The organism is Serratia sp. CY32780, from assembly GCF_052169135.1.
GTDB lineage: Bacteria > Pseudomonadota > Gammaproteobacteria > Enterobacterales > Enterobacteriaceae > Serratia > Serratia sarumanii.
Window position 1 is genome coordinate 88,360 of sequence record NZ_JBJNLI010000007.1, and the last position, 22,987, is coordinate 111,346.

The following is a 22,987-nucleotide window of genomic DNA, read 5'->3' on the forward strand; positions in this document are numbered from 1 at the left end:
TTTCCCCATGCGGGGGCGGCAGGTGCCAAGCGGCGGCGGAGATTGTCCCGCGTCTTGCAAGCAGCAGCATTGGCCGCTGCGGTGTGCAAGGCGACGAGCCTGCGCCGCACTGAGGTTGCGCATCATAACATAGGCTTAGCGCGGTCCGGTCCGGCAGGCCGGGAAAAGTTCTGTAAAAAAATCACAACGCGCGGCGGCTACCGCCCCCCGCGGATCAATCCGCCCATGCCGCGTCGCTCCATAAACGCCGCCACCAAATGGCGCACTTCGGTGGTCATCTGGGTGTTCAACACCCGCTGCGCCAACATTTCGGCGTCGGCAAGGTCGATATGCCGCAGCAGGTATTTGATGCGCGCCACGCTGCGGCCGTTCATGCTCAGATTGCGATAGCCCATGCCCACCAGCAACAGCGCGCCCATGGGATCGCCGGCCAGTTCACCGCACAGGCTAAGCTGCAACCCGGCCGCGTTTCCCTGCTCGGCGATCAATTTCAGCACCTGCAGCATCGCAGGATGCAAACTGTCATACAGCGAGGCGACCCGGGTATTGTTGCGATCTACCGCCAACAGGTACTGGGTCAAATCATTGGTGCCGACCGAGATGAAATCAACGCGCCCGGCCAGATGCGGGATCAGGAAAATCATCGACGGCACTTCCAGCATCACGCCGATTTTCGGTTTCGGGATCGCATAGCCGAGCACCTCTTCCACCTCGCGCCCGGCGCGGTCAATCAGGCGTTTGGCCTCGTCGACCTCTTCCAGGCTGGTGATCATCGGCAACAAAATGCCCAGATTGCCGGTGCCGGCGTTGGCGCGCAGCATGGCGCGCACCTGAATCAAAAAGATCTCCGGCTGATCCAGGGTGATGCGGATGCCGCGCCAGCCCAGGCAGGGGTTCTCTTCGCTGATCGGCATATAAGGCAGCTGCTTGTCGGCGCCGATATCCAGAGTGCGCAGCGTAACCGGCTTGCTCGGGTAAAGCTGCAGCATGCCCTGGTACTGCGCGACCTGTTCCTCTTCGGAGGGGAAGCCGCTTTGCAACATGAACGGGATTTCGGTGCGGTATAACCCCACGCCATCTACCCGGCCGCCCAACAGCTGTTCATGTTCCGGGCTGAGGCCGGCATTCAGCATCACCTGAATGCGCTCGCCGCTTTTCAACTGCGCCGGCTGCTCGACGTCGTCTTCCGCCAGCTTGCTCAGTTCCAGCTCTTCGCTGATCAGCCGTTGATATTCCTGCACCAGCACCGGTTCAGGATCGACCAGCAGTTCACCGCGATAACCGTCGACGATCAGCAGCCGCTGGCTGAGCAGAGAAGGCTGGATGTCGGCGCCCATCACCGTCGGCACCCCCATCGCCCGCACCAGAATCGCCGCATGCGAGTTGGCGGCACCGTCGCGCACCACCACGCCGACCAGGCGATCCTGCGGCACTTCGGCCAGCAATGTCGCGGTCAGCTCATCCGCCACCAGCACAAAACGCGCCGGCCACTGGGTAGCGCCCTGAGTGGTGTCGTCGAGGTGGAACAGCAGGCGCTGGCCCAGCGCGCGCAGGTCGCTGCCGCGCTCGCGCATGTAGGTGTCCTGCAGTTTGGCAAACTGCTCGGCAAAGGTTTCTATCACCTGTTTCACCGCCCACTCCGCCACCGAACCGTTGTCGATTTCGGCGAACAGTTCGCGCTTGAGGCGGGCGTCGTTTAGCAGGTGAGAGTAAAGATCGAAGATCGCCGCGCTCTCTTTTTGCGAGCTGGCGGCAAAACGCTTGCTGAAGCGGCGAAACTCCGCGCCGGCCTCTTCCAGCGCCAGCGTCAGGCGCTCGCGCTCGCTGGCGGTGTCCAGCGTCGAAGCGCGGTAAACCTGATCGAGCGAAGGCTGGCTGCTGTCCTGCCACCCTTCCGCCACCGCCACGCCGGGCGAGGCCGCCAGCGCGCGCACGCGCGTTTGGCGATACTGGCCGAAAATGGCGTTGAGCTGCGACTGTGACAGGATCCCGGCCATCTGCGTGGCCAGTGTGACCATGAAAGACTCTTCGCTTTCGTCGAACTGGCGCAGCTCGCGCTGCTGCACCACCAGCACACCCAGCAGCTGGCGCCGATGAATGATCGGCACCCCGAGGAAGGACCGGAAACGATCCTCTTTCACCTGCGGGACGTATTTGAAACTGGGGTGGCTTTGGGCATCGGCCAGGTTGATAGGCTCGGCTCTGCGGCCGACCAACCCGACGACGCCCTCGTCAAACGCCAATGCGATAGTGCGCCCGCGCGGCTTTTTCAGCCCGCGCGTGGCCATCAGGTAGTAGCAGCGGCGATCGTTGTCCGCCAGATAGATGGAACACACTTCGGTGTCCATCGCCAGACAGGTTTCATTGACCAGCAGATCCAGCGCATCCGTCAGACTGGCCGCCGCAGCCACCTTCTCTACAATTTCTCGCAAGCGCGTGAGCATAGTCGGCTTAACTTAACCTCTCTTTCGGCGATAAGCAGGAGCCTGCCGCGGCGCCGCCTGCTCTTGCATCGGCATCACGGTCACGGCGAATTCTTTCATCACCCGGCGGTAGACGTCGCGTTTGAACGACACCACCTGGCGTACCGGATACCAGAAGCTCACCCAGCGCCAACCGTCGAACTCCGGCGTGCTGCTGCGCTGCATATTGATATCAGCGTCATTGCACAGTAGCTGCAACAAAAACCATTTTTGCTTTTGGCCGATACAAACCGGCTTTGTGTCCCAACGCACCAAACGTTTCGGCAATTTATAGCGCAACCAGTTGCGGGTCGAAGCCAGGATGCGCACATCCTTTTTACTCAGCCCCACTTCTTCGAACAGCTCACGGTACATCGCCTGCTCCGCAGTTTCGCCAGGGTTAATCCCACCTTGGGGAAACTGCCAGGAGTGCTGACCGTAACGGCGGGCCCATAAGACCTGCCCCTGACGATTACAGATTACGATACCAACATTCGGGCGGTAGCCATCATCATCGATCACCGGACTACCTCGATAAGCTTAAATTCGCATAGATGTCCTGATTGTTTCACACAAGCTACAGGCGGTAAACCACTGCTTTACGGCGCTGCGGGCCGAATAACATTGGGATAACTCACAGATATAGGCAAAGTTATAAACATACCCTAGCCTTTCAGACCGGTTTTATTCACTTTTTCTGTGGATAGGTGTGTGCAGAACTCGAGGAATAAGCCGGTAAAACTCTTAACCCCCAAAATCCCCCCTCAACACTAAAAACGCATATTTATTTTAAAAACATACAATTATGCATTAACGCATCGTTATATACAGGGCAAAAATGTGATCTGTGCACGGTAAGGATCTTACCCTGGCGAAAGATCCACCAACGTCGTTTTTATCCACAGATTATCCGGGCAAGTTACGCACAAAACGGACAAATTCGTAAAAAACCGCCCGAGTCAAGGCTGTAAATTGAACCAGTGATCGGCAAAAATTTGGGTTATCCCAAAAATCTGTGGATAAATAGGTGTAAGATCCTGTTTATTGTCGGTGGCTTCAGGTGAACAAGCACCGCCAGTGCATTGTCCACCACGCCAAGAAAGGAAAAAAGTCATGTAAAATCATGCTACTATTATTCTTTTCCCCAAGCGATGGCGGTTATCGCTCACCGTGCATAATTGCAGTACGTTTTTCAACCAAACTAGACAGGCTTGATTTATGGCGTTTTTATCCCCTTTGCCGCCCCCGCCGGAAAATGAACGGCAGCTGTTCGAGCGCGCTCAGGCGCTGGCCGGCGCCAGCTTTGGCGAACTGGCCGCTCGCGCGCAGTTGCCGATCCCCAAGGATCTGAAACGCGATAAAGGTTGGGTAGGCATGCTGCTGGAGCTGTATCTCGGCGCCATGGCCGGCAGCAAACCGGAGCAGGACTTTCCCGAGCTGGGCATCGAGCTGAAAACCATTCCTGTCGACGCCGCCGGCAAACCGCTGGAAACCACTTTTGTCTGCGTCGCTCCGCTCACCGGCAACAGCGGCGTCACCTGGGCCAACAGCCACGTTCGCTACAAGCTGGCGCGCGTGTTGTGGATACCGGTAGAAGGCGAACGCCAGATCCCGCTGGCCGAACGCCGCGTCGGTTCGCCGCTGCTGTGGAGCCCAAGCGCGGCAGAAGACGAAATGCTGCGCCGCGATTGGGAAGAATTGATGGATCTGATCGTGCTCGGCCACGTAGAGCGCATCACCGCACGCCACGGCGAAGTGCTGCAGCTGCGCCCCAAAGCGGCTAACAGCAAGGCGCTCACCGAAGCCATCGGCGAACAAGGACAACCGATCATGACGCTGCCGCGCGGCTTCTATCTGAAAAAGAGTTTTACCGGCGCGCTGCTGGCAAGACATTTCTCAATCTAAGCGATTTCGTTTAACTCTGGTTTAGCTGCCCCTATCAGCGCCATGATAAACGCGTATAATTCACGCTTTGCATTTATTAAGTATTAATAAGGTGTGTCGAGCAATGTTCGAATGGATTATGGATCCCAATGCCTGGTTAGCGTTAGGCACGCTAACCATTCTTGAGATCGTACTGGGTATTGATAACATCATTTTTCTGTCGCTGGTGGTGGCCAAGCTGCCCAAAGCGCAACAGAACAAAGCTCGCCGGATCGGGCTGGCCGCCGCCATGCTTATGCGCCTGGCGCTGCTGGCTTCCATCGCCTGGGTGATTCGCCTGACTCATCCGCTGTTTACCGTGATGGAGCACAGCGTATCCGCTCGCGATCTGATCCTGCTGCTAGGCGGGCTATTCCTGATCTGGAAAGCCAGCAAAGAGATCCACGAAACCATCGAAGGGTCGGAAGAAGAGCACCACACCAAGGTGCACAGCTTCTTCGGCGCGATCGTGCAGATCATGCTGTTGGATATTATCTTCAGCCTGGATTCGGTGATTACCGCCGTGGGCCTTTCCGACCATCTGTTCATCATGATGGCGGCAGTGGTGATCGCCGTCGGCGTGATGATGTTCGCTGCCCGACCGATCGGCGAATTCGTCAACCGCCATCCGTCGGTGAAAATGCTGGCGCTGGCGTTCCTGATCCTGGTGGGCTTCACGCTGATGCTGGAAAGCTTCCAGGTGCACGTGCCAAAAGGCTACATCTACTTCGCCATGTTCTTCTCGATGTCGGTAGAAGCGCTCAATCTGATGCGCAGCAAAAAAAATCGCGCGCCGGAATAACGCTATCTATATGAAAGCCGCCATTGGCGGCTTTCATCACTTCGTTGACCTCTCATTTCACTTTTTCTTATCAGATAAAGACTTATCTGAGACGCGCTTCGCCGAGAGTTTGCTAATCTTGAAAGAACATTATTTTCTGCATAATCGAGGATCCGCAGGATGAAAAAGTGGGTAATGGCAGTGTCTGCGCTGGTGATGGTGGCTGGCCTGGCGGGGTGTTCCAGCGACTACGTGATGGCGACCAAAGACGGCAACATGATCCTGACGCAAGGCAAACCGGAGATCGATGAAGATACCGGCCTCATCAGCTATAAAGACGAGAAAGGCAACCAGCGCCAGATCAACGGCGATCAAGTTTCTCAGGTTATCGAACGCTAATCACCGCCCGCCGGCTATCGCCCGTTCAAGCGCGGTAGCCCCCATTCGCGTCCGCACGGAATCCGCTTCCCCCATCTTCACCGCTTGGTTATAGTCAGGAAAGGCGACATCGCCGCCCGACGGACTCTGCGCCGTCTTCTGACATTGGGCTCCTGTTTCACCGGGCCGCGCGGCCCGTAAGCGCTAACAAGAAAGGAAGGCCGTTAATGCAATACCACCGTATTCCCCACAGTTCTTTAGAAGTGAGCGTGCTGGGACTGGGCACCATGACCTTTGGCGAACAGAACAGCGAAGCCGACGCCCATGCGCAACTGGACTATGCATTGGCCGCAGGCGTGAACCTGATAGACACCGCCGAACTGTACCCGGTGCCGCCCCGTCCGGAAACCCAGGGCCTGACCGAAAGCTATATCGGCAGCTGGCTCAAGGCGCGCGGCAATCGCGAAAAAATCGTCCTGGCCAGCAAAGTCTCGGGCCCGGTGCGCGGCACCGACAGCAGCATTCGCCCGCAGCAGGCGCTCGATCGCAAAAACATCCGCGCCGCGCTGGACTCCAGCCTCAAGCGGCTGAATACCGATTATCTCGATCTCTACCAATTGCACTGGCCGCAGCGCGCCACCAACTGTTTTGGCAAACTCAACTATCAATACACCGACGACAAAGCCACGGTCACGCTGCTGGAAACGCTGGAGGCGCTGACCGAGCAGGTGCGCGCCGGCAAGATCCGCTATATCGGGGTTTCCAATGAAACGCCCTGGGGCGTGATGCGCTACCTGCAGCTGGCGGAGAAACACGAGCTGCCGCGCATCGTGTCGATTCAAAACCCGTACAGCCTGCTGAACCGCAGCTTTGAGATTGGCCTGGCCGAGATCAGCCAGCACGAAGGGGTGGAACTGCTGGCCTATTCCAGCCTGGCGTTCGGTACCCTGAGCGGTAAATACCTCAATGGCGCAAAACCGGCCGGTGCGCGCAATACGCTGTTCACCCGCTTCAACCGTTATTCAGGGCAGCAAACCCAGCTGGCGATCGCCGAGTACGTGGCGCTGGCCAAAAAACACGGGCTGGATCCTTCGCAGATGGCGTTGGCCTTCGTGCGTCAACAGCCGTTTGTCGCCAGCACCCTGCTGGGCGCCACCACGGTGGATCAGTTGAAAATCAACATCGACAGCCTCGATGTGGTATTGGATGAAGACGTGCTGCAGGCGCTCGAAGAAATCCATACCCGGTTTACCATTCCGGCGCCTTAATACAGCAAGGGCGCAGCCTGGCTGCGCCCCGTTTCACCGCCGCTGCGACCACCATAGCGCGCTAATCGCCAGCGCAAACACCACGCCAAACCCTACGCCGACGCCCACCACCGGCACGCCCAGCTTCACCACCAGCGAATACAGCGCCAGCATCAGCAACATGGCGGCGTTTTCACCCAGGTTTTGCACCGCGATCGCATTGCCGGCACCGACCGAATGCTTGCCCCGCTCCTGCAGCAACGCATTGAGCGGCACCACGAAGAAGCCTCCCAGCATGCCGATGATCGCCAACAAGACATAGGCATTGAGCATGGTGGTTTGCAGCGCGAATACCGCGACCGCAACGCCGATCAGGATCCCGGCCGGCATGCAGCGCTTCACCGTCTTCAGCGTGACAAAGCGCGCGGCGGCGCCGGCTCCCACCACGATACCGACGGCTACCATGGCGTTCAGCAGCGTCGGCGTGGCGTTATCGGCGATGCCGAGCGCCACCGGCACCCACAGCACCAGCAGAAAACGCAGCGTCACGCCGGCCCCCCAGAACAGGCTGGTGCCGATCAAGGAAAAACGCGTCTGCCCATCGCGCCATAACGTGACGCAGGCGGTAAAGAAGCTGTTCGTCATGGCCCGCGGGCGCCAGGAAGCTCCCGGGCGCGCCGCCGCCAGGCGCGGAATATACAGGTTGGCGACCACCGCCCCCGCGTAAACCAAGGCGCAGACCGCCAGCGCCGCCACCACATGCCAGTCCGCCAGAATGCCGCCGGCCACCGAACCGGTCAGAATGGCGGCGATGGTCGAGGCCTCCATCAGGCCGTTAGCCTTGACCAGCTTCTCGCCGCTGGTGATCTCGCCCAGAATGCCGTATTTGGCCGGCGAATACGCGGCGGCTCCCACCCCGACCAGGCTGTAGCCGAGGAACGGGTTTCCCCCAAAACAGATCACCAACGCCCCCGCCAATTTTAAGGCGTTGGCGAACATCATCACCCGCCCTTTGGCAAAGCTGTCGGCCACCTGGCCGACAAACGGCGCCAGGATGATGTAGGTAGCGACGAAGGCCATCTGCAGGATTGGCTGGCTCCAGTCCGGATACAGCTGCTGCTTGATCAACGCCAGCGTGGCGAACAGCAACGCATTGTCGCCGAACGCCGAGAGGAACTGCGCGCTGATGACGGCGATCATGCCGCGTGACAGCAAAGGGGACTCGGTCGAAGGATTCATCGGGCACTCTCCGGCTGTTCGGCCATATGACGCAGGGTGACGAAATCGGGTTTGCCGCTGCCGAGCACCGGCAGCGTTTTCAACAGGCGAATATCGCGCGGCACCGCCAGCTCCGGGCTGCCCAGCTCACGCGCCACCCGCAGCAATGCTTCACGAGTGATGGCGGGATCGGTGGTGAACAGCACCAGCGCCTCGCCTTTGCTACTGTCGCCTTTGGCCGTGGCGGCATGCATTTTTTCCGGCGACAGCCGTTGCGCCAGCAATTCGACGCTCTCCAGCGACACCATCTCGCCCGCCAGCTTGGCGAAGCGTTTCACGCGGCCGCGAATGGTGCAATAGCCCTGCTCATCCAGGCTGACGATATCGCCGGTGTCGTACCAGCCCGGCTGCAGCACGCCGTTCGCATCTTCCGCCGCCGGCGGTTCCAGCTCGCCGGGGCGCTCAACCCGCAGATAGCCTTTCATGATGTTCGGCCCCTTCAGCTGCAGGCGCCCGCCGTTATCGATGCCCGGCACCGCAATCAGGCGCGCCTCCATCTGCGGCATGATGCGGCCGACGGTGCCCACCTTGGTCGCCAACGGCACGTTAATGGACACCACCGGCGCACATTCGGTCACGCCATAGCCTTCCAGAATGCGGATGCCGTATTTGTCCTGGTAGATTTGTTTGGTGCTGTCCGCCAGTTTCTCCGCGCCGGCCACCACGTAGCGCAGGCGGGCGAAATCATACGGATGCGCGAAGCGCGCATAGTTGTTGAGGAAGGTCGCCGTGCCGAACAGCACCGTGCAGTTGCGGTCATACACCAGCTCCGGCACCACGCGATAGTGCAGCGGGCTGGGGTAGAGGAAAATGCGGCTGCCGGTGATCAGCGGCGTAAGCAGCCCCACCGTCAGGCCGAACGAGTGGAACAGCGGCAGCGACGACATGAAACGGTCGCGCGGCGTGAAGTCGGCGATGGTGCGAATTTGTTCTACGTTAGCCAGCAGGCTGGCATGCGAATGCACCACGCCCTTGGGGTGGCCTTCGGAACCGGAAGTGAACAGGATCAGCGCCGCGTCCTCCGGGCGTTGCGGCAACGCCGCGCGCTGCGGCTGCAGCAAGTGCCGCAAAATCCACAGCTTGTCCGCCAGCGTAACGGTGTCTTTCAGATCTTCCAGATACACCCAGTTGGCCTGCGTCACCTGCTCCGGCAGGTGGGTCAGCTTGCCCTTCTCCAGAAACTGGCGCGAGGTGACGATGGTCTTGATGCCGGCGGCGAGCATCGCGCTGTTCAGGCCGTTGGCGCCGGCGGTGTAGTTGAGCATCGCCGGAATGCGGTTACGCAGCGAAGCGCCGAAGATCGCCGCCGCGGTGATGGTGGCGTTCGGCAACAGCAGCCCGACGTGTTCCCCTTCGGCGGTAAAGCGCTGCAGAATGCGGCTGACGCCCAGCGATTTCTTGATCAGCGTCTGGTAACTGTCTTCTTTGAAAGCGATGTCTTCGATACAGGGCTTGCGGCGCCCGTAGCGGTGCTGCGCCGCCAGCAAGGCATGGAACAGCGTCTGCGGTTCGCGCGTATCCATTCGCGCCCGCATCATGATCTGCATCAGCCGATCGCCCGCCAGCGCCCGGCGTTCACGCGCGCGCGGCGCTTCCGGCATCGGCAGCGTGGTCGGTGGCAAGATGCGGATGCTGATTTGCGGGAACCAGCGGATCTTGAACACCCCGGCCATGCGGCCGAACGGGCTGAACTCGGGGCCGTCGATCCGCACCGGCACCACGGTGGCGCCCGATTTGGCAGCGATAAACGCCGCGCCGTCGTAGATTTTCATCAGCGCGCCGGTCACGGTGATGCGCCCTTCAGGGAACACCACGATCGGCCGCCCCTGCTCGACCATGCGCACCAGTTGCTTGATGGCCATCGGCTTGGTGGGATCGAGCGAGACGAAATCAATGTAGGGCCGCAGCCAGCGCATAAACCAGCTTTCGCCGATGCTGGCGTAAACCGCAAACACCGGTTTAATCGGCAGGAACAGCGCCAGCAGCACGCCGTCGAGGAAAGAGACGTGGTTCGGCGTAATCAGCAGTTTTTGCCGCTCGAAGTGCTGAACGTCCCCTTCGACCCGTACCCGAAACAGCAGGCGAAACAGCGCGCGCAGCAGTGAAAAGATCATGCCCTTCTCCCTTGGCCATGGAGGCGTAAATCGTTGTAGGAAAAAGAATACTATATGGCAGGCAAAAAAAAACCTACGCATCCGCGTAGGTTGGTGCAATTGAAAATGGCTTCAACATACAGAGTATGCTGATTTCTCACCAATCAATACCTCTGGGATCACCTACTCTAGAGAGATGGCGTGCAGGAAACTACCGGCGAATCGCAAGAGTTCTGCTCCAAATGCAACCAGCTGTAAATTTCCCGCGATCTGCTGTAATAACTCAATGAAACTTAAACCTTCCCGCAGCGGCGAAAAAATAAATACAGCCGCGACGGCGAGCCGGTTATCCCGACGTGAAACCTTCACTCATCGCGCGCTGACCTCCACCAGGCAACTCATGGCGTTCGGCCCCTGCGTCAGCGGCGAGGTGCCGATATCCAGCGTCAGCACGTTCGGGTTGCCCGCCTGCTCGACCGGCCGGCGCTGCGCGTCGTAACCCGGCTCGAACCAGGCGCCGGTCGCCATCAGCACCACGCCGCGCGTCACGCCGTCGGTGAGGGAGGCCCCCGCCAGACAGCTGCCGCGCGCATTGCTGACCAGCACTTCGGCGCCGTCCGCCACGCCGCGCTGCGCCGCGTCCTCCGGATGCATATACAGGGTTTCGCGCCCGGCGGTCTTATTGCCCTGCGCCAGCGGCGCCGGATCCATCTGGCTGTGCAGACGATCGCTCGGTTGAATGGAGATCAGATGCAGCGGCCAGGTTTTGGCCTGCGGCGCCCCCAGCCACTCGACCGGCGGCCGCCACTGCGGATGCGGAGCGAAATCCTCGTAGCGATAACCGGCGAGCCGCTCGCTGAACAGTTCGATCTTGCCGCTGGGCGTCTGAAGCGGGTTAGCCTGCGGATCGGCGCGAAACGCGTCAAAAAACACGAACTCCTTGGCCGGCGCGGGCAGTTCGACATAGCCCCGGCGCCAAAAATCCTCAAACTCGGGCCAGGCGACGCCGGCGCGCCGCTGCGCCGCACCGCATTGCCGATAGATATCTTCGATCCAGGCCCGCTCGCCGCGGTTTTCGGTAAAGCGCTCGCGATAGCCCAGGCGCTCCGCCAGATCGGCGAAGATATCGAAATCGTTGCGCGCCTGATGCTGCGGCGCAATCGCCTGATGCATCGCCAGCACGTAGCGATCGCGCGAGGAGCCGCCGATGTCGTTGCGCTCCAGCGAACTGGTGACCGGCAACACGATATCCGCCATTTTGGCCGCCGCCGTCCACCAGATATCTTGTACGATCACCGTATCCGGCTTCTGCCAGCCTTCCACCAGCCGGTTCAGCTGCTGATGGTGATGGAACGGGTTGCCGCCGGCCCAGTGCACCAGGTGGATATCCGGGTACTGCCGCGTCTCGCCGCAAAATTGATAGGTTTCGCCGGGGTGCAGCAGCATGTCGCAGATGCGCGCCACCGGGATCGCCAGCCCGGCCGGGTTTTCCCCTACCGGCATGGTCGGCGCGGGGGTGTCCACGCGCGGGTTGCCGACGCCGTTCATCGAGCCGTGGCCGAACGAGAAGCCGCCGCCCGGCAGGCCCACCTGGCCCAACATCGACGACAGCGCGATCATCATCCAATAGGGTTGCTCGCCGCGGTGCGCGCGCTGTACGGAGTAGGAACAGGTGATAAAACTGCGCACGCCGATCAGCTGCCGCGCCAGCAGTGCGATGCGCGCCGCCGGAATGCCGGTAATGGCGCTGGCCCAGGCCGGCGTTTTCGCCACGCCGTCGCTCACGCCGTTCAGGTAATCCGCCAACTGTTGATAGCCCACGCAGTGGCTGCGCAGGAAGGCTTCGTCCTGCGCGCCCAGCCGCTGAATTTCGTAAGCCAGCGCCAGCATCAGCGCCACGTCGGTATTCGGCCGGATCGGGATCCACTCCGCGTTGACGAACCCGGGGCAGTCGTCGCGCATCGGGCTGATGTTGACAACCGGCGTGCCCTTGTGCGCCAGCTTTTGCAGCCAGGGTTTGAGCGCATGCTCCGCCGCGCCGCCGGAAGAGACCTGGGCATTTTTCAGCGCCAGCCCGCCAAACGCCACAAACAGCTCGCAATGCTCCACCACGCTTGGCCAACTGGTGACGCGCCCGGTCAACGGCGAGAAAGTGCCGATCACATACGGCAGGAAAAACTGCGCCGCGCCCCAGCTGTAGTTGCCCTGCTGATCGACCCCGCCGCCGCCGCTGAAATAGAACCGTCGCACCAGCGAGCGCGCATGATGCAAGCGCCCGGCCGACGACCAGCCATAAGAGCCGGTAAACAGCCCGGAGGCGCCGTAGCGATCGCGCACCCGGCGATTCTCCTGCGCCACCAAATCGAGCGCCAGTTCCCAGTCCACTTCGACGAAATCTTCCCTGCCGCGCAGCGTGCGGTCACTGCCCTCGCGCTTTTGCAGCCACGAGCGGCGCACCGCCGGCTTGCGGATACGTTTGTCGGAGTAAACCATCGGTACGATGGAATCGAGCAACGGCGAAGGGTCGGGATCGTCGGCGAAGGGTTCACAGCGGATAAGCCGGCCGTCTTCAACCACGGCGGTATAGGCGCCCCAATGGGCGAGCTGCGGATAGCGTTTAATGGACATGGCGTTCTCGGCGCAAATCGGAATGCACAGACGTTACCTCAGCCCGTCGCCAGTGCCAACGTACAAATTGCGCTATCGTTCGGCGGCCGACGGTTATGCGCGCAGCCGCGAAAAGATTCTGCAACGGCCGCCACAAGTTGCGCACAACACCGCTTGCAGCCCCGGTTTTTTTCCGCAAAACTGGGGGATGTAAGCGATTACCCAGGATGTGTTGACTGATATGGCTACGATAAAGGATGTTGCCAGGCTGGCGGGTGTTTCCGTGGCCACGGTATCCCGCGTGATAAACAATTCCCCCAAGGCCAGCGAAGGGTCGCGCACCGCGGTGCTGGCCGCCATGGAACAGCTGCAGTATCACCCCAATGCCAACGCACGGGCGCTGGCGCAGCAGTCCACCGAAACGCTGGGCCTGATCGTCTCCGACGTTTCCGACCCCTTCTTCGGGGCGATGGTCAAAGCGGTCGAGCAGGTGGCCTACGCCACCCACAATTTTCTGCTGATTGGCAACGGTTACCACGACGCCGAAAAAGAGCGCCAGGCGATTGAACAGCTGGTGCGACATCGCTGCGAGGCGCTGGTGGTGCACGCCAAAAGTCTGAGCGATCGGGAACTTGGCGGCTGGATGCAGCAGATCCCGGGCATGGTGCTGATCAACCGCACGCTGCCGGGTTTTGAAACGCGCTGCGTGGCGCTCGACGATCGCTACGGCGCCTGGCTGGCGACCCGTCATCTGATCCAGCAAGGGCATCAGCGCATCGCCATCATCTGCTCCACCCACCAGATTTCCGACGCCACCGATCGCCTGCAAGGCTATCTCGACGCTCTGCAGGAGCACGGCATTGCGGTGGATGAAAAGCTGATCGCCTACGGCGAACCGGACGAGATCGGCGGCGAACAGGCGATGACCGAATTGCTCGGCCGCGGCCGCTCTTTCTCCGCCGTTACCTGCTACAACGATCCGATGGCCGCCGGCGCGCTTTCGGTGCTGAGCGACAACAGCGTCGACGTACCGGGGCAAATTTCGCTGATCGGTTTCGACGACGTACTGATTTCGCGCTACCTGCGGCCGCGCCTGACCACCGTTCGCTACCCGATCGTGGCGATGGCGACCCAGGCGGCGGAACTGGCCCTGGCCTTGGCCAATCGTCAACCGCTGCCGGAAATCACCAACATGTTCAGCCCGACGCTGGTGCGCCGCCACTCGGTCGCCACCCTCAACAACGCGCACGAACAGCCGTAATTCGCGCCGCCGCATGGGTGAGCCATCACCCATGCGCTCAGATTGCGCAGCCCGCCGCATTTCCCGCTTTTGGATTTTTTCCGCTCCCAGCGTTCGTGCATATTGTTGGCACAATAACCTTTACACTATATAGCATAAACGCTATGTTCGGAGCGCATCATGTGGCAAGTGGTGACCGTCGAACGGTTCGACGACTGGTTTTTAGCGCTGAACAACGCCCAGCAAACAAGCATCCTGGCGGCGATCTTCAAATTGCAGACGTTCGGCCCGCAGTTGACGCGGCCGCATGCCGATACGCTGTATTTTTCCGACGCGGTCCGGCAGTTGAAGGAGCTGCGCGTTCAACATCGCGGGCGCCCTTTCAGGGTGTTTTTCGCCTTTGACCCACAGCGGCAAGCGGTATTGCTGTGCGGTGGCGATAAAACCGGCGACAAACGCTTTTACCAGCGCATGTTGCCCATCGCCGCCATGGAGTTTTCACATTATCTGGCAACCCGGAGGTAGTGCAGATGGCCAAACCTTTATCCCAACTGATCGATAAACTCGATCCCGCCGTCGTTGCCGCCGCCAGGCAAAAAGCGGATCAGGAAATTTTCGAGCTGCGGCTGGCGATGCTGAGGGAAGAGCTGGCGGTCTCTCAGGTTGAATTGGCGAAGCGGCTCGGCATCAGCCAACCCTCCGTCGCCAATTTGGAAAAGCGCGGCAGCGAAATAAAGCTGTCGTCGCTCAAACGCTATATCGAGGCCATGGGCGGCACGCTGTCGCTGGATGTGCAATTGCCCAATGGCCAACACCGCCGCATGACGCTGTGAAGCGAGCGCAAGGCGCCCGCCCGCTTATCAGATAAGCTCCAGCGCGATCAGCTCTTCGATGGTCTGGCGGCGGCGGATCAGCCGCGGTTCGCCGTTTTCGAACAGCACTTCGGGCAACAGCGGGCGGCTGTTGTAGTTGGAGGACATCGATGCGCCGTAGGCGCCGGTGTCGTGGAACACCAGATAATCGCCGATCTGCACCGGCGGCAGTTCGCGGGTTTCCACGCCGCCGCCCGCCTGCTGGGTGAACACGTCGCCGGATTCGCACAGCGGCCCGGCAATTACCGTCTCGCGCAGCGCTTGCCGCGAGGTGTCGCGCCCATCGGCCGGCAACAGCGAAATATGGTGATAGCTGCCGTACATTGCCGGGCGCATCAGATCGTTAAAACCGGCGTCCACCAGCACGAAGTGGCGGCTGCCCATGTCTTTTACCGCCCGCACCTCGGCCACCAAGACGCCCGCTTCCGCCATCAGGAAACGCCCCGGTTCGATCTCCAACTGCACCGGATGCCCCAGATGCGCGGCGATGCGTTCACGCGCCCGGTTCCACAACCCGAAATAGTGTTCGGTATCGATCGCCTCTTCGCCGTACTGGTACGGGATAGACAGGCCACCGCCGGCGGAAATGGCGCTGATATCATGACCGAGATCGATCACCTGCTGCACCATCGCATCGCAGACGCGCTCCAGATGCTGGTAATCGACGCCGGAACCGATGTGCATGTGCACGCCGACAAGCTTCAGGCCGTAGCGGCGAATTTTCTCCACCGCCTGCGGCAGGTCGGCATACCAGATACCGTGCTTGCTATTCTCGCCGCCGGTGTTGGTTTTCTGGCTATGGCCGTGGCCAAACCCCGGGTTAATGCGCAGCCACACCGGGTGCCCTGCGGAAACCTGGCCGAGCTGATCCAGCATGTCGATGGAACCGGCGTTGACCGGGATCTTCAATTCGCTGACGCGCGCCAGCGTGGCGTGATCCAACACGTCCGCGGTAAACACGATTTCGCTCGGTTCGCCGCCCGGCTGAAAACCGGCCTGCAGCGCCCGCTCGATCTCGCCCAGCGACACCGAATCCACCTTCACGCCCTGCTCGCGCATCAAGCGCAAAATATGAATGTTCGAACAGGCCTTCTGTGCGAAACGGATAGTGTCGAAATGGCGCAGCTGAGCGATGCGCTGGCTGATGATGTCCGCATCATAGGCCCAAACCGGGCAGCCGAAACGCTGCGGCAAGGCCAACAGGTTAGCGGCGTTCAACGCAGTGGAGGTGTCGTGCAACGGGCGTGGCATGGCGATATTCCCAATTCGAAAATGACGGCAGATAACGCCATAGTGCCGCACGCTGAATCGGGTGGAAAATATCTATTTAGCCGTAGTCTATTCATTTATGATATGGGTTTCCCCTTAATCGAGCGGCCTCGCCATGCACAGCATCTCTTTGCGGCAGATCGAAATCTTTCGGGCGGTGATGACCACCGGCAACCTGACCGAGGCGGCGGCCCTGCTGCAGACCTCGCAACCGACCGTCAGCCGTGAGCTGGCGCGTTTTGAAAAGCTGATTCGGCTGCAGCTGTTCGATCGGGTGCGCGGGCGCTTGTCCCCTACCGTGCAGGGATTGCGGCTGTTCGAAGAGGTGCAGCGCTCCTATTACGGCCTCGATCGCATCGTCAACGCCGCCGCCGGCATCCGCCAGTTTCAGCAGGCGCAGCTGTCGATCGTGTGCCTGCCGGTATTTTCCCAATCGCTGCTGCCGGCGGTGTGCCGGCCCTTTATCGAACGTTACCCGGAAGTCAGCTTTAGCGTTATCCCGCAAGAGTCGCCGCTGCTGGAAGAGTGGTTGTCGGCCCAGCGCCACGATCTCGGGCTGACGGAAACCACCCTGACGCCGGCGGGCACCGAGCGAGTGACGCTGATGACGTTGAACGAAGTGTGCGTGCTGCCGACGGGCCACCCGCTGCTGCTGAAAGATCGGCTGACGCCGCAGGACTTCGCCGGGCAGAACTTTATCAGCCTGTCGAGCACCGACAGCTATCGCCACCTGCTGGATGCTTTGTTCGGCGAACAGGGCGTCGAGCGCCGCATGGTGATGGAAACGCACAGCGCGGCATCGGTATGCGCCATGGTGAGGGCCGGCGTGGGGGTGTCGATCGTCAACCCGCTGACGGCGCTCGACTATGCCGGCAACGGCGTGCACGTGCGGCCGTTCAGCATCGACGTGCCGTTCACCGTCAGCCTTATTCGGCCGCTACACCGCCCCTCGTCGGCGCTGGTGACGGCCTTTATCGACCACCTTCATCAGCAGGCCGCCACCTTTGTCGCCCGGCTGGCCGCCGCCGTCAGGCGCTGAAAGCGGCGTGGGAATATTGCCGAAGCATCAGCGCAGCGTCGCCTGCCACTGCGGATCGGTGGCGAACCACTCCACCAAAAAGTCCAGCATGGTGCGCAAGGTGGCGGGCATCTGGCGGCGTGAGGTATAGATGCCGTAGATGCCCATCGACTGCGGCCGGTAATCCGGCAACAGTTCGACCAGTTCGCCGCTGGCCAGCAGCGGCGCCGCCGAATAATAGGGCTGCATGGAAATGCCCGCCCCCTGCACCGTGCCGGCCATCAGCACCACCGACTCGTTGGCACTCAGGTTGCCGCTGACCGCCACCGCCGATTTCACGCCCTGAGCATCGAAGTGCCACAGGCTTTTGCCGAAATAGGAGTAGGTCAGGCAGTTGTGCAACGCCAGATCCTGCGGTTGACGCGGGGTGCCGTGCGCCGCCAGATATGCCGGCGCGGCGCACACCACCGATGCGCAGGTGGACAGCGGGCGGGCGATCAGGTTGGGATCCAGCTCGTTGGTGATGCGCAGCGCCAGATCGATGCGCTCTTCCACCAGGTTCACCGCCCGGTTGTTCATCTGCAGATCGACCGCCACCTGCGGGTGACGCTTCAGATACTGAGCGACCGCCCCCACCAGCGCCGTTTGCCCGAGCGATTGCGAACAGGTGATGCGCAGCAGGCCGCGCAACTCGTCGCTCTGCCCTTCCTCCACCAGGTCGATCTCCCCCGCCAGCGCCAGCATTTGCCGGCAGCGTTCCAGAGTGCGCTCCCCGGCGTCGGTCAGACTAAGCTTACGGGTAGTGCGGTGCAGTAAACGCGCCCCGGCCCATTGCTCCATCTGCGCCAGGTAGCGCGTCACCATCGCGCGCGACATCTCCAGCGTTTCCGCGGCGGCGATCATGCTGCCGCGATCGACGATGGTGACAAAAACCTCAGCGGCGGTAATGCGATCCATAATTAGTCCGATTTATGCAACGAATAATTGCTTATTATCCGGTTTTTCTATCGCTTTATGCAACCTAACATCATTACAACATTAACCGATACCTAAGGACCTCTGCCCATGTTTAAGAAATCACTGTTAACTCTGGCCTTCACCGGCGTCGCCACCCTCAGCACCTACGCCACCGCGGCCGACACCCTGACCATGGAAGTGTATAACCCGGGCGAGAAAAGCGTGTTCCCGGTGTCTTCCGAAATCATCAGCGGCAAACACGAAGTGGCGCTGATCGACGCTCAGTTCCAGCGTAACGACGCCGAAGCGCTGGTTAAAAAGATCAAAGCGACCGGCAAGAAACTGACCACCGTTTACATCAGCCACTCAGACCCGGATTTCTATTTCGGTCTGGACGTGATTAAAGCGGCCTTCCCGGAGGCGAAAATCATCGCTTCGCCAGGCACTATCAAGGACATCAACGCTACCAAAGACGGTAAAGTCGCCTATTGGGGCCCGATCCTGAAAGACAACGCGCCGAAAACCGTGATCGTGCCGCAGCCGCTGCAGGGCGACAGCTTCACCATCGACGGCCAGAAAGTGGAAGTGAAAGGCCTGAATGGCCCGACCCCCGATCGCACCTTCGTGTGGATCCCGGCGCTGAAGGCGGTCGTTGGCGGTGTCGCCGTCGCCGGTGACAACATCCACCCGTGGATCGCCGACAACCAGAGCGTGGAATCGCGCCAGCACTGGCAGCAGACGCTGAAAAACATCGAAGCGCTGAAGCCGCAGGTCGTGGTGCCGGGCCACTTCCTGCCGGGCGCAGCGCAAACGCTGGCATCGGTGCACTTTACCCAGAAATACCTGACCACGCTGGAAGCCGAGCTGCCGAAGGCCAAGGATTCCGCCGCGCTGATTGAGGCGATGAAAAAGCACTACCCGACGCTGAAAGACGAGTCGAGCCTGGAACTGAGCGCGAAAGTGCTGAAAGGCGAGATGAAGTGGCCGCAATAAGCGCCCGTGCGTGATTGAACCAGCCCTGGCGCCGCGGTGAGCTGCCGCGCGCCAGGCGAGGAGTAAAGATGACCGAAACCACTCTGCATTACATTTTCGATCCGCTGTGCGGCTGGTGCTACGGCGCCGCGCCGCTGGTGAAAGCGGCTCAGAGCCTCCCTGGGCTGAAGGTTGTGCCGCACGCCGGCGGCATGATGACCGGCAACAACCGCCGTCAGATTACCGACGAATGGCGCAACTACGTCATTCCGCACGACAAACGCATCGCCGAGATGACGGGCCAGCCTTTTGGCGAAGCCTATTTCAACGGCCTGCTGCGCGACACCACGGCAGTGATGGATTCCGAGCCGCCGATCACCGCTATCCTGGCGGCGGAAAAGCTGGCGGGCCGCGGGCTGGACATGCTGCACCGCATTCAGCAGGCGCACTATCAAGAAGGCCGGCGCATCGCCGATACGCCGGTGCTGGAAGCGTTGGCGAAAGAGCTGGGGTTGCCTTCGGCGGCGTTTATCGCCGAAATGCGTTTCAACACCGGCGCACCAACCGCGCAGCACATCGCGGAAAGCCGGGCGCTGCTGGCCAAAGTGCAAGGCCAGGGCTTCCCGACCTTTGCGCTGCAGGACAGCGAAGGCCGTCTGCATCTGCTGCCGGCCGGCAACTATCTGGGTAACGTGGAAGCCTGGAAAAACCTGCTGGGCGCCGCCGCGCTGGCGTAACCTACCTTTCCCGCCCCGGCTGCCGGGGCGGGTCATTCGACCCGCACGAACCGCCCTTCCGCGCGCACGTTGTGACCGAACCCGCAATCCCCCCGCGTGTGCATCTCCAGCGCTTGCTCGCCAAATTCCAGCGTGACGTCGCAGACCTGCGCGCTTTCCGAGTCATGCTGATGGTAGACCGCTTTGCCGTGCTCGATTGGCAGCTCGGCGGTGAAGTCACCCATGTTCGGCCCGTAATACAGCCCCATCTGCGGCATGGCGTAGCCGGAAAAATCGATCAGCCAGCGCTCGCCCTGCGGCTTCACCGCCACTTCGCTCCACACGCCACGCCCGGCGTATTGCCAATACACGCCGCCCGGCCCCTGCGGCTGCGGCCGCTGCGCCAGGCGTTGGCGCAACAGGCTCATGTTGTGCTGCGATTTGTCATCGTGCGGCGCCAGCGCCAGGTAGGCCTGTGCCTTGAGCAATTCCCCGGCGCGCATCAGCGACAGCGCCACGTTGTTGTAGGCCGTGGCGATGGCCTGCTCGCTCAGGCCGCAAAACTCGCTCCAGGCCGCCTGATCGCGAAAGATGTCGGCAGCTTTGGCGTAATCCTGCCGCTGATAGGCCTTTTTTCCCAGTTCGGCGTAGCTCGCCACCTTTTGGCAGTCGGCGGCGATGTCCGGCTCGTCAATGTGCGCCCAGGCCCGGGCGCCGGCGAAGACGCCGCAGGTCAGCAACAGGGGAAACCAAGCCTTCATCGTTTATCCTTTCTGCAAAAATTCGGCGCCAGTATAACCGCCCGGCGGTGGAGTGTATGCCGCAATTGCGCCCGTCGGCGTGCCGCTGTCGATTCAGCCGCCTTATTTCAAACGGTTAGCGGAGTTAAAACTGCTTACAGTCGCGGTTTGTTTGTTACCGTCCCGCAGCCCATGCTGAACGAAATACCGCAATTATCGAGCCGTTATGAACGCAACCCCCTTGCAGAAACACGCCGTGTGGCAGCTGATCAAACCCTTTTGGGTGTCGGAGGAGCGATGGCGCGCCTGGATGATGCTGATCGCCATCGTCGTCCTGTCGCTCGGCCTGGTCTATATCAGCGTGCAGATCAACCAGTGGAATCAGGTGTTCTACGATGCGCTGCAGAACAAGAACTACCCGGTATTCAAGGCGCAGCTGTGGCGTTTTACCTATCTGGCGCTGATCTTCATCGTGCTGGCGGTCTACAAGATCTACCTGACTCAGGGGCTGCAGATGCGCTGGCGGCGCTGGATGACGGAAAAGTTCATGGAAAAATGGCTGGCGCACCAGGCGTATTACCACACCGAGCAGCAGCAGATCGTCGATAACCCCGATCAGCGTATTGCCGAAGATCTCAACGTATTGACCCAATATACCCTGTCGCTGTCGCTCGGGCTGCTCTCCAGCCTGGTGACGCTGTTTTCCTTTATCGACATCCTATGGCACGTCAGCGGGCCAATGACCTTCGCGCTCGGCCAGCATGCCATCACCTTGCCCGGTTATATGGTGTGGTTCGCGCTGCTGTATGCGGTGCTGGGATCGCTGCTGATCTGGTGGGTCGGCAAACCTCTGGTCATGCTGGGCTTCAACCAGGAACGGTATGAGGCAAACTTCCGTTTCGGCCTGATCCGCATCCGCGAAAACAACGACGCCATCGCGCTGTACCACGGCGAACCGCGCGAGGCGCAGCAGCTGGGCGATCGTTTTGACACCATTCGCAGCAACTGGTGGGCGATTATGCGCATCACCCGGCGGCTGAACATCGCCACCAACTTCTACGGCCAGTTCGCCATCGTGTTTCCCCTGCTGGTGGCGGCGCCGCGCTACTTCTCCGGCGCCATTCAGATGGGCGGCCTGATGCAGATCGCCTCGGCCTTCGGCCAGGTACAGGGTGCGCTGTCGTGGTTCATCGACGCATTTAACGATTTGGCGACCTGGAAAGCCTGCGTCAACCGTCTGGCCGGCTTCAACGCCGCCGTCGATCAGGTGCATCATCAGCCGCGCGGCATTCAGCTGCGGGAAGAGACCGCCCATCCGTTGACGCTGAGCAACCTCAGCCTGCACTTACCTGACGGCCAGCCGCTGCTGGCCGGCGCCGAGCTGACGCTGCAACGCGGCGATCGCCTGCTGATCGTCGGCCCTTCCGGCTGCGGCAAGTCGACGCTGCTGCGGGCCATCGCCGGTATCTGGCCTTACGGCGCGGGCGCCATCGGGGTAGCGGCCAATGCCAACACGTTGTTCCTGCCGCAGCGCAGCTACATTCCGATCGGCACGCTGCGCGAAGCGTTGAGCTACCCGAGCCTGGCGTCGGAATACAGCGATCCGCAGCTGATGCGGGTGCTGGAAAACTGCCGCCTGAAACACCTGCAGCGCTGGCTGGATACCTCCGCCAACTGGAGCCATCGCCTGTCGCCGGGCGAGCAACAGCGGCTGGCGTTCGCCCGCGCCCTGTTGATTCGCCCGAGCATCCTGTTCCTCGACGAAGCCACCAGCGCGCTGGACGACGAAACCGAACAGTTGATGTACTGCCTGCTGGTGGATGAACTGCCGGACGTGACGCTGATCAGCGTGGCGCACCGCAACAGCGTGGCGAAGTACCACCAGACCTGCTGGCGCTTCAGCCGCAGCGAAGATCAACCGGCGCGCCTGGCGCTGAGCCCGCTGCCGGCATAACCCGCAGAGCCGGGCGCGGCGGCGCCCGGTGTTCGTTCAGATGCCGTCGGCCGGCACGTCTTCACATTTCACCCGGCGGCGCTCATGCCACAGGCTGGTCAGGCCGCGTTTGCCACACGCCAGCGCCATCTCGCGAAACTCATCCAGGCTCAACCCGTCGCGCTCCAGCATCATTTCCGCCGCCAGCTGCATGTTGACGCCGGTCAGCACTTCGCAATCGCCCTGCGCATCCGCCAGTTCGCAGGCGCTGCGAAACGGCGAGCCGCCGAGCATGTCGGTGAGAAACACCACGCCGTCCGGCTGCGCCACCGCCGCCAGCGCCGAGCGCAAGGCGTCGTTGAGCTGCGCGGTGCTCATCTGTTCGGGGAAATCGACCGCCGCGCAGTGCGGCTGCGGCCCCACCACCTGCTCCACCGCCTGCAACAGCCCGGTGGCGAAGCCGCCGTGGCCGGTAATCACAATGCCAGGCATAGCCCGCTC

At 61.2% G+C, this 22,987-nt stretch carries 20 protein-coding genes; 11 read left to right on the top strand and 9 right to left on the bottom strand.

Annotated elements, in window-relative coordinates; genetic code table 11:
• Positions 1–197 precede the first annotated feature (197 nt).
• Both ptsP and rppH read right to left on the bottom strand, forming a co-directional pair.
• Positions 198–2,444 carry a phosphoenolpyruvate--protein phosphotransferase gene (ptsP, locus tag ACJ8HH_RS21960; protein WP_033649500.1) on the bottom strand — a complete coding sequence of 749 codons (2,247 nt, stop codon included), beginning with the start codon at positions 2,442–2,444 and terminating at the stop codon, positions 198–200.
• Between the two features lie 12 nt (positions 2,445–2,456).
• Complete coding sequence (rppH, locus tag ACJ8HH_RS21965) at positions 2,457–2,984, bottom strand: RNA pyrophosphohydrolase (protein ID WP_004931849.1); 528 nt, start codon at positions 2,982–2,984, stop codon at positions 2,457–2,459.
• 696 nt (positions 2,985–3,680) lie between these two features.
• Here rppH and mutH point away from each other — a divergent pair.
• The 4 genes from mutH (at position 3,681) to ACJ8HH_RS21985 (ending at position 6,812) form a co-directional block, all read left to right on the top strand.
• Complete coding sequence (mutH, locus tag ACJ8HH_RS21970) at positions 3,681–4,367, top strand: DNA mismatch repair endonuclease MutH (protein ID WP_033635764.1); 687 nt, start codon at positions 3,681–3,683, stop codon at positions 4,365–4,367.
• A gap of 103 nt (positions 4,368–4,470) precedes the next feature.
• The gene (locus ACJ8HH_RS21975) at positions 4,471–5,187 is read left to right on the top strand and encodes a TerC family protein (RefSeq protein WP_033635765.1); all 717 of its coding nucleotides are present in this window, start codon (positions 4,471–4,473) and stop codon (positions 5,185–5,187) included.
• Between the two features lie 159 nt (positions 5,188–5,346).
• Positions 5,347–5,565, top strand: a complete 219-nt coding sequence (locus ACJ8HH_RS21980; RefSeq protein ID WP_033635766.1) for a YgdI/YgdR family lipoprotein — start codon at positions 5,347–5,349, stop codon at positions 5,563–5,565.
• Positions 5,566–5,771: 206 nt separating this feature from the next.
• Positions 5,772–6,812, top strand: coding sequence for an NADP(H)-dependent aldo-keto reductase (locus ACJ8HH_RS21985; RefSeq protein WP_033649499.1), 1,041 nt, complete (start codon positions 5,772–5,774; stop codon positions 6,810–6,812).
• 33 nt (positions 6,813–6,845) lie between these two features.
• Here the strand turns inward: ACJ8HH_RS21985 and lplT are convergent, their stop codons facing one another.
• From lplT to ACJ8HH_RS22000, 3 genes are all read right to left on the bottom strand, one after another.
• Positions 6,846–8,030 carry a lysophospholipid transporter LplT gene (lplT, locus tag ACJ8HH_RS21990; protein WP_033635770.1) on the bottom strand — a complete coding sequence of 395 codons (1,185 nt, stop codon included), beginning with the start codon at positions 8,028–8,030 and terminating at the stop codon, positions 6,846–6,848.
• Positions 8,027–10,183: a bifunctional acyl-ACP--phospholipid O-acyltransferase/long-chain-fatty-acid--ACP ligase gene (aas, locus tag ACJ8HH_RS21995; RefSeq protein WP_033635771.1), complete on the bottom strand. Its 2,157-nt coding sequence runs from the start codon at positions 10,181–10,183 to the stop codon at positions 8,027–8,029. Before aas ends, lplT begins: the two co-directional genes overlap by 4 nt.
• Before the next feature lie 348 nt (positions 10,184–10,531).
• On the bottom strand, positions 10,532–12,790 hold the full coding sequence (locus tag ACJ8HH_RS22000; RefSeq protein WP_033649497.1) for a molybdopterin guanine dinucleotide-containing S/N-oxide reductase: 2,259 nt from the start codon (positions 12,788–12,790) through the stop codon (positions 10,532–10,534).
• Positions 12,791–13,010: 220 nt separating this feature from the next.
• Here ACJ8HH_RS22000 and galR point away from each other — a divergent pair, with 220 nt between their 5' ends.
• From galR to ACJ8HH_RS22015, 3 genes are all read left to right on the top strand, one after another.
• Positions 13,011–14,030 carry an HTH-type transcriptional regulator GalR gene (gene galR, locus ACJ8HH_RS22005; protein ID WP_033649496.1) on the top strand — a complete coding sequence of 340 codons (1,020 nt, stop codon included), beginning with the start codon at positions 13,011–13,013 and terminating at the stop codon, positions 14,028–14,030.
• 159 nt (positions 14,031–14,189) lie between these two features.
• The gene (locus ACJ8HH_RS22010) at positions 14,190–14,534 is read left to right on the top strand and encodes a type II toxin-antitoxin system RelE/ParE family toxin (RefSeq protein ID WP_033635775.1); all 345 of its coding nucleotides are present in this window, start codon (positions 14,190–14,192) and stop codon (positions 14,532–14,534) included.
• Positions 14,535–14,539: 5 nt separating this feature from the next.
• Positions 14,540–14,842, top strand: coding sequence for a helix-turn-helix domain-containing protein (locus ACJ8HH_RS22015; RefSeq protein ID WP_004931828.1), 303 nt, complete (start codon positions 14,540–14,542; stop codon positions 14,840–14,842).
• Between the two features lie 27 nt (positions 14,843–14,869).
• Here ACJ8HH_RS22015 and lysA read toward each other — a convergent pair whose 3' ends face one another.
• Positions 14,870–16,132, bottom strand: coding sequence for a diaminopimelate decarboxylase (lysA, locus tag ACJ8HH_RS22020; protein ID WP_033649495.1), 1,263 nt, complete (start codon positions 16,130–16,132; stop codon positions 14,870–14,872).
• A gap of 133 nt (positions 16,133–16,265) precedes the next feature.
• Here lysA and ACJ8HH_RS22025 point away from each other — a divergent pair, with 133 nt between their 5' ends.
• Positions 16,266–17,189, top strand: a complete 924-nt coding sequence (locus ACJ8HH_RS22025) for a LysR family transcriptional regulator (RefSeq protein WP_033649494.1) — start codon at positions 16,266–16,268, stop codon at positions 17,187–17,189.
• A 27-nt stretch (positions 17,190–17,216) separates the two neighbouring features.
• Here ACJ8HH_RS22025 and ACJ8HH_RS22030 read toward each other — a convergent pair whose 3' ends face one another.
• A complete protein-coding gene (locus tag ACJ8HH_RS22030; protein ID WP_015378928.1) occupies positions 17,217–18,125 on the bottom strand; it encodes a LysR family transcriptional regulator in 909 nt (302 codons plus the stop codon).
• A 108-nt stretch (positions 18,126–18,233) separates the two neighbouring features.
• On the opposite strand from ACJ8HH_RS22030, the gene ACJ8HH_RS22035 reads away from it, so the two are divergent.
• A complete protein-coding gene (locus tag ACJ8HH_RS22035; RefSeq protein WP_033635778.1) occupies positions 18,234–19,118 on the top strand; it encodes an MBL fold metallo-hydrolase in 885 nt (294 codons plus the stop codon).
• Positions 19,119–19,186: 68 nt separating this feature from the next.
• The gene (locus ACJ8HH_RS22040) at positions 19,187–19,834 is read left to right on the top strand and encodes a DsbA family protein (protein ID WP_033649493.1); all 648 of its coding nucleotides are present in this window, start codon (positions 19,187–19,189) and stop codon (positions 19,832–19,834) included.
• A 32-nt stretch (positions 19,835–19,866) separates the two neighbouring features.
• Here ACJ8HH_RS22040 and ACJ8HH_RS22045 read toward each other — a convergent pair whose 3' ends face one another.
• Positions 19,867–20,574 carry a hypothetical protein gene (locus ACJ8HH_RS22045; RefSeq protein ID WP_033635780.1) on the bottom strand — a complete coding sequence of 236 codons (708 nt, stop codon included), beginning with the start codon at positions 20,572–20,574 and terminating at the stop codon, positions 19,867–19,869.
• 205 nt (positions 20,575–20,779) lie between these two features.
• On the opposite strand from ACJ8HH_RS22045, the gene ACJ8HH_RS22050 reads away from it, so the two are divergent.
• Entirely contained in the window at positions 20,780–22,507 is a 1,728-nt protein-coding gene (locus tag ACJ8HH_RS22050) for an ABC transporter ATP-binding protein/permease (protein ID WP_060452049.1), read from the top strand.
• A 36-nt stretch (positions 22,508–22,543) separates the two neighbouring features.
• Here the strand turns inward: ACJ8HH_RS22050 and agaF are convergent, their stop codons facing one another.
• A complete protein-coding gene (agaF, locus tag ACJ8HH_RS22055; RefSeq protein WP_060388393.1) occupies positions 22,544–22,978 on the bottom strand; it encodes a PTS galactosamine/N-acetylgalactosamine transporter subunit IIA in 435 nt (144 codons plus the stop codon).
• Positions 22,979–22,987: the final 9 nt, after the last annotated feature.

Bases quoted from the DNA above. Each gene is read 5' to 3' on its own strand.
- ptsP (WP_033649500.1), bottom strand. From the start codon at position 2,444: ATGCTCACGCGCTTGCGAGAAATTGTAGAGAAGGTGGCTGCGGCGGCC.
- mutH (WP_033635764.1), top strand. From the start codon at position 3,681: ATGGCGTTTTTATCCCCTTTGCCGCCCCCGCCGGAAAATGAACGGCAG.
- ACJ8HH_RS21975 (WP_033635765.1), top strand. From the start codon at position 4,471: ATGTTCGAATGGATTATGGATCCCAATGCCTGGTTAGCGTTAGGCACG.
- ACJ8HH_RS21980 (WP_033635766.1), top strand. From the start codon at position 5,347: ATGAAAAAGTGGGTAATGGCAGTGTCTGCGCTGGTGATGGTGGCTGGC.
- ACJ8HH_RS21985 (WP_033649499.1), top strand. From the start codon at position 5,772: ATGCAATACCACCGTATTCCCCACAGTTCTTTAGAAGTGAGCGTGCTG.
- lplT (WP_033635770.1), bottom strand. From the start codon at position 8,030: ATGAATCCTTCGACCGAGTCCCCTTTGCTGTCACGCGGCATGATCGCC.
- aas (WP_033635771.1), bottom strand. From the start codon at position 10,183: ATGATCTTTTCACTGCTGCGCGCGCTGTTTCGCCTGCTGTTTCGGGTA.
- ACJ8HH_RS22000 (WP_033649497.1), bottom strand. From the start codon at position 12,790: ATGTCCATTAAACGCTATCCGCAGCTCGCCCATTGGGGCGCCTATACC.
- galR (WP_033649496.1), top strand. From the start codon at position 13,011: ATGGCTACGATAAAGGATGTTGCCAGGCTGGCGGGTGTTTCCGTGGCC.
- ACJ8HH_RS22010 (WP_033635775.1), top strand. From the start codon at position 14,190: ATGTGGCAAGTGGTGACCGTCGAACGGTTCGACGACTGGTTTTTAGCG.
- ACJ8HH_RS22015 (WP_004931828.1), top strand. From the start codon at position 14,540: ATGGCCAAACCTTTATCCCAACTGATCGATAAACTCGATCCCGCCGTC.
- lysA (WP_033649495.1), bottom strand. From the start codon at position 16,132: ATGCCACGCCCGTTGCACGACACCTCCACTGCGTTGAACGCCGCTAAC.
- ACJ8HH_RS22025 (WP_033649494.1), top strand. From the start codon at position 16,266: ATGCACAGCATCTCTTTGCGGCAGATCGAAATCTTTCGGGCGGTGATG.
- ACJ8HH_RS22030 (WP_015378928.1), bottom strand. From the start codon at position 18,125: ATGGATCGCATTACCGCCGCTGAGGTTTTTGTCACCATCGTCGATCGC.
- ACJ8HH_RS22035 (WP_033635778.1), top strand. From the start codon at position 18,234: ATGTTTAAGAAATCACTGTTAACTCTGGCCTTCACCGGCGTCGCCACC.
- ACJ8HH_RS22040 (WP_033649493.1), top strand. From the start codon at position 19,187: ATGACCGAAACCACTCTGCATTACATTTTCGATCCGCTGTGCGGCTGG.
- ACJ8HH_RS22045 (WP_033635780.1), bottom strand. From the start codon at position 20,574: ATGAAGGCTTGGTTTCCCCTGTTGCTGACCTGCGGCGTCTTCGCCGGC.
- ACJ8HH_RS22050 (WP_060452049.1), top strand. From the start codon at position 20,780: ATGAACGCAACCCCCTTGCAGAAACACGCCGTGTGGCAGCTGATCAAA.
- agaF (WP_060388393.1), bottom strand. From the start codon at position 22,978: ATGCCTGGCATTGTGATTACCGGCCACGGCGGCTTCGCCACCGGGCTG.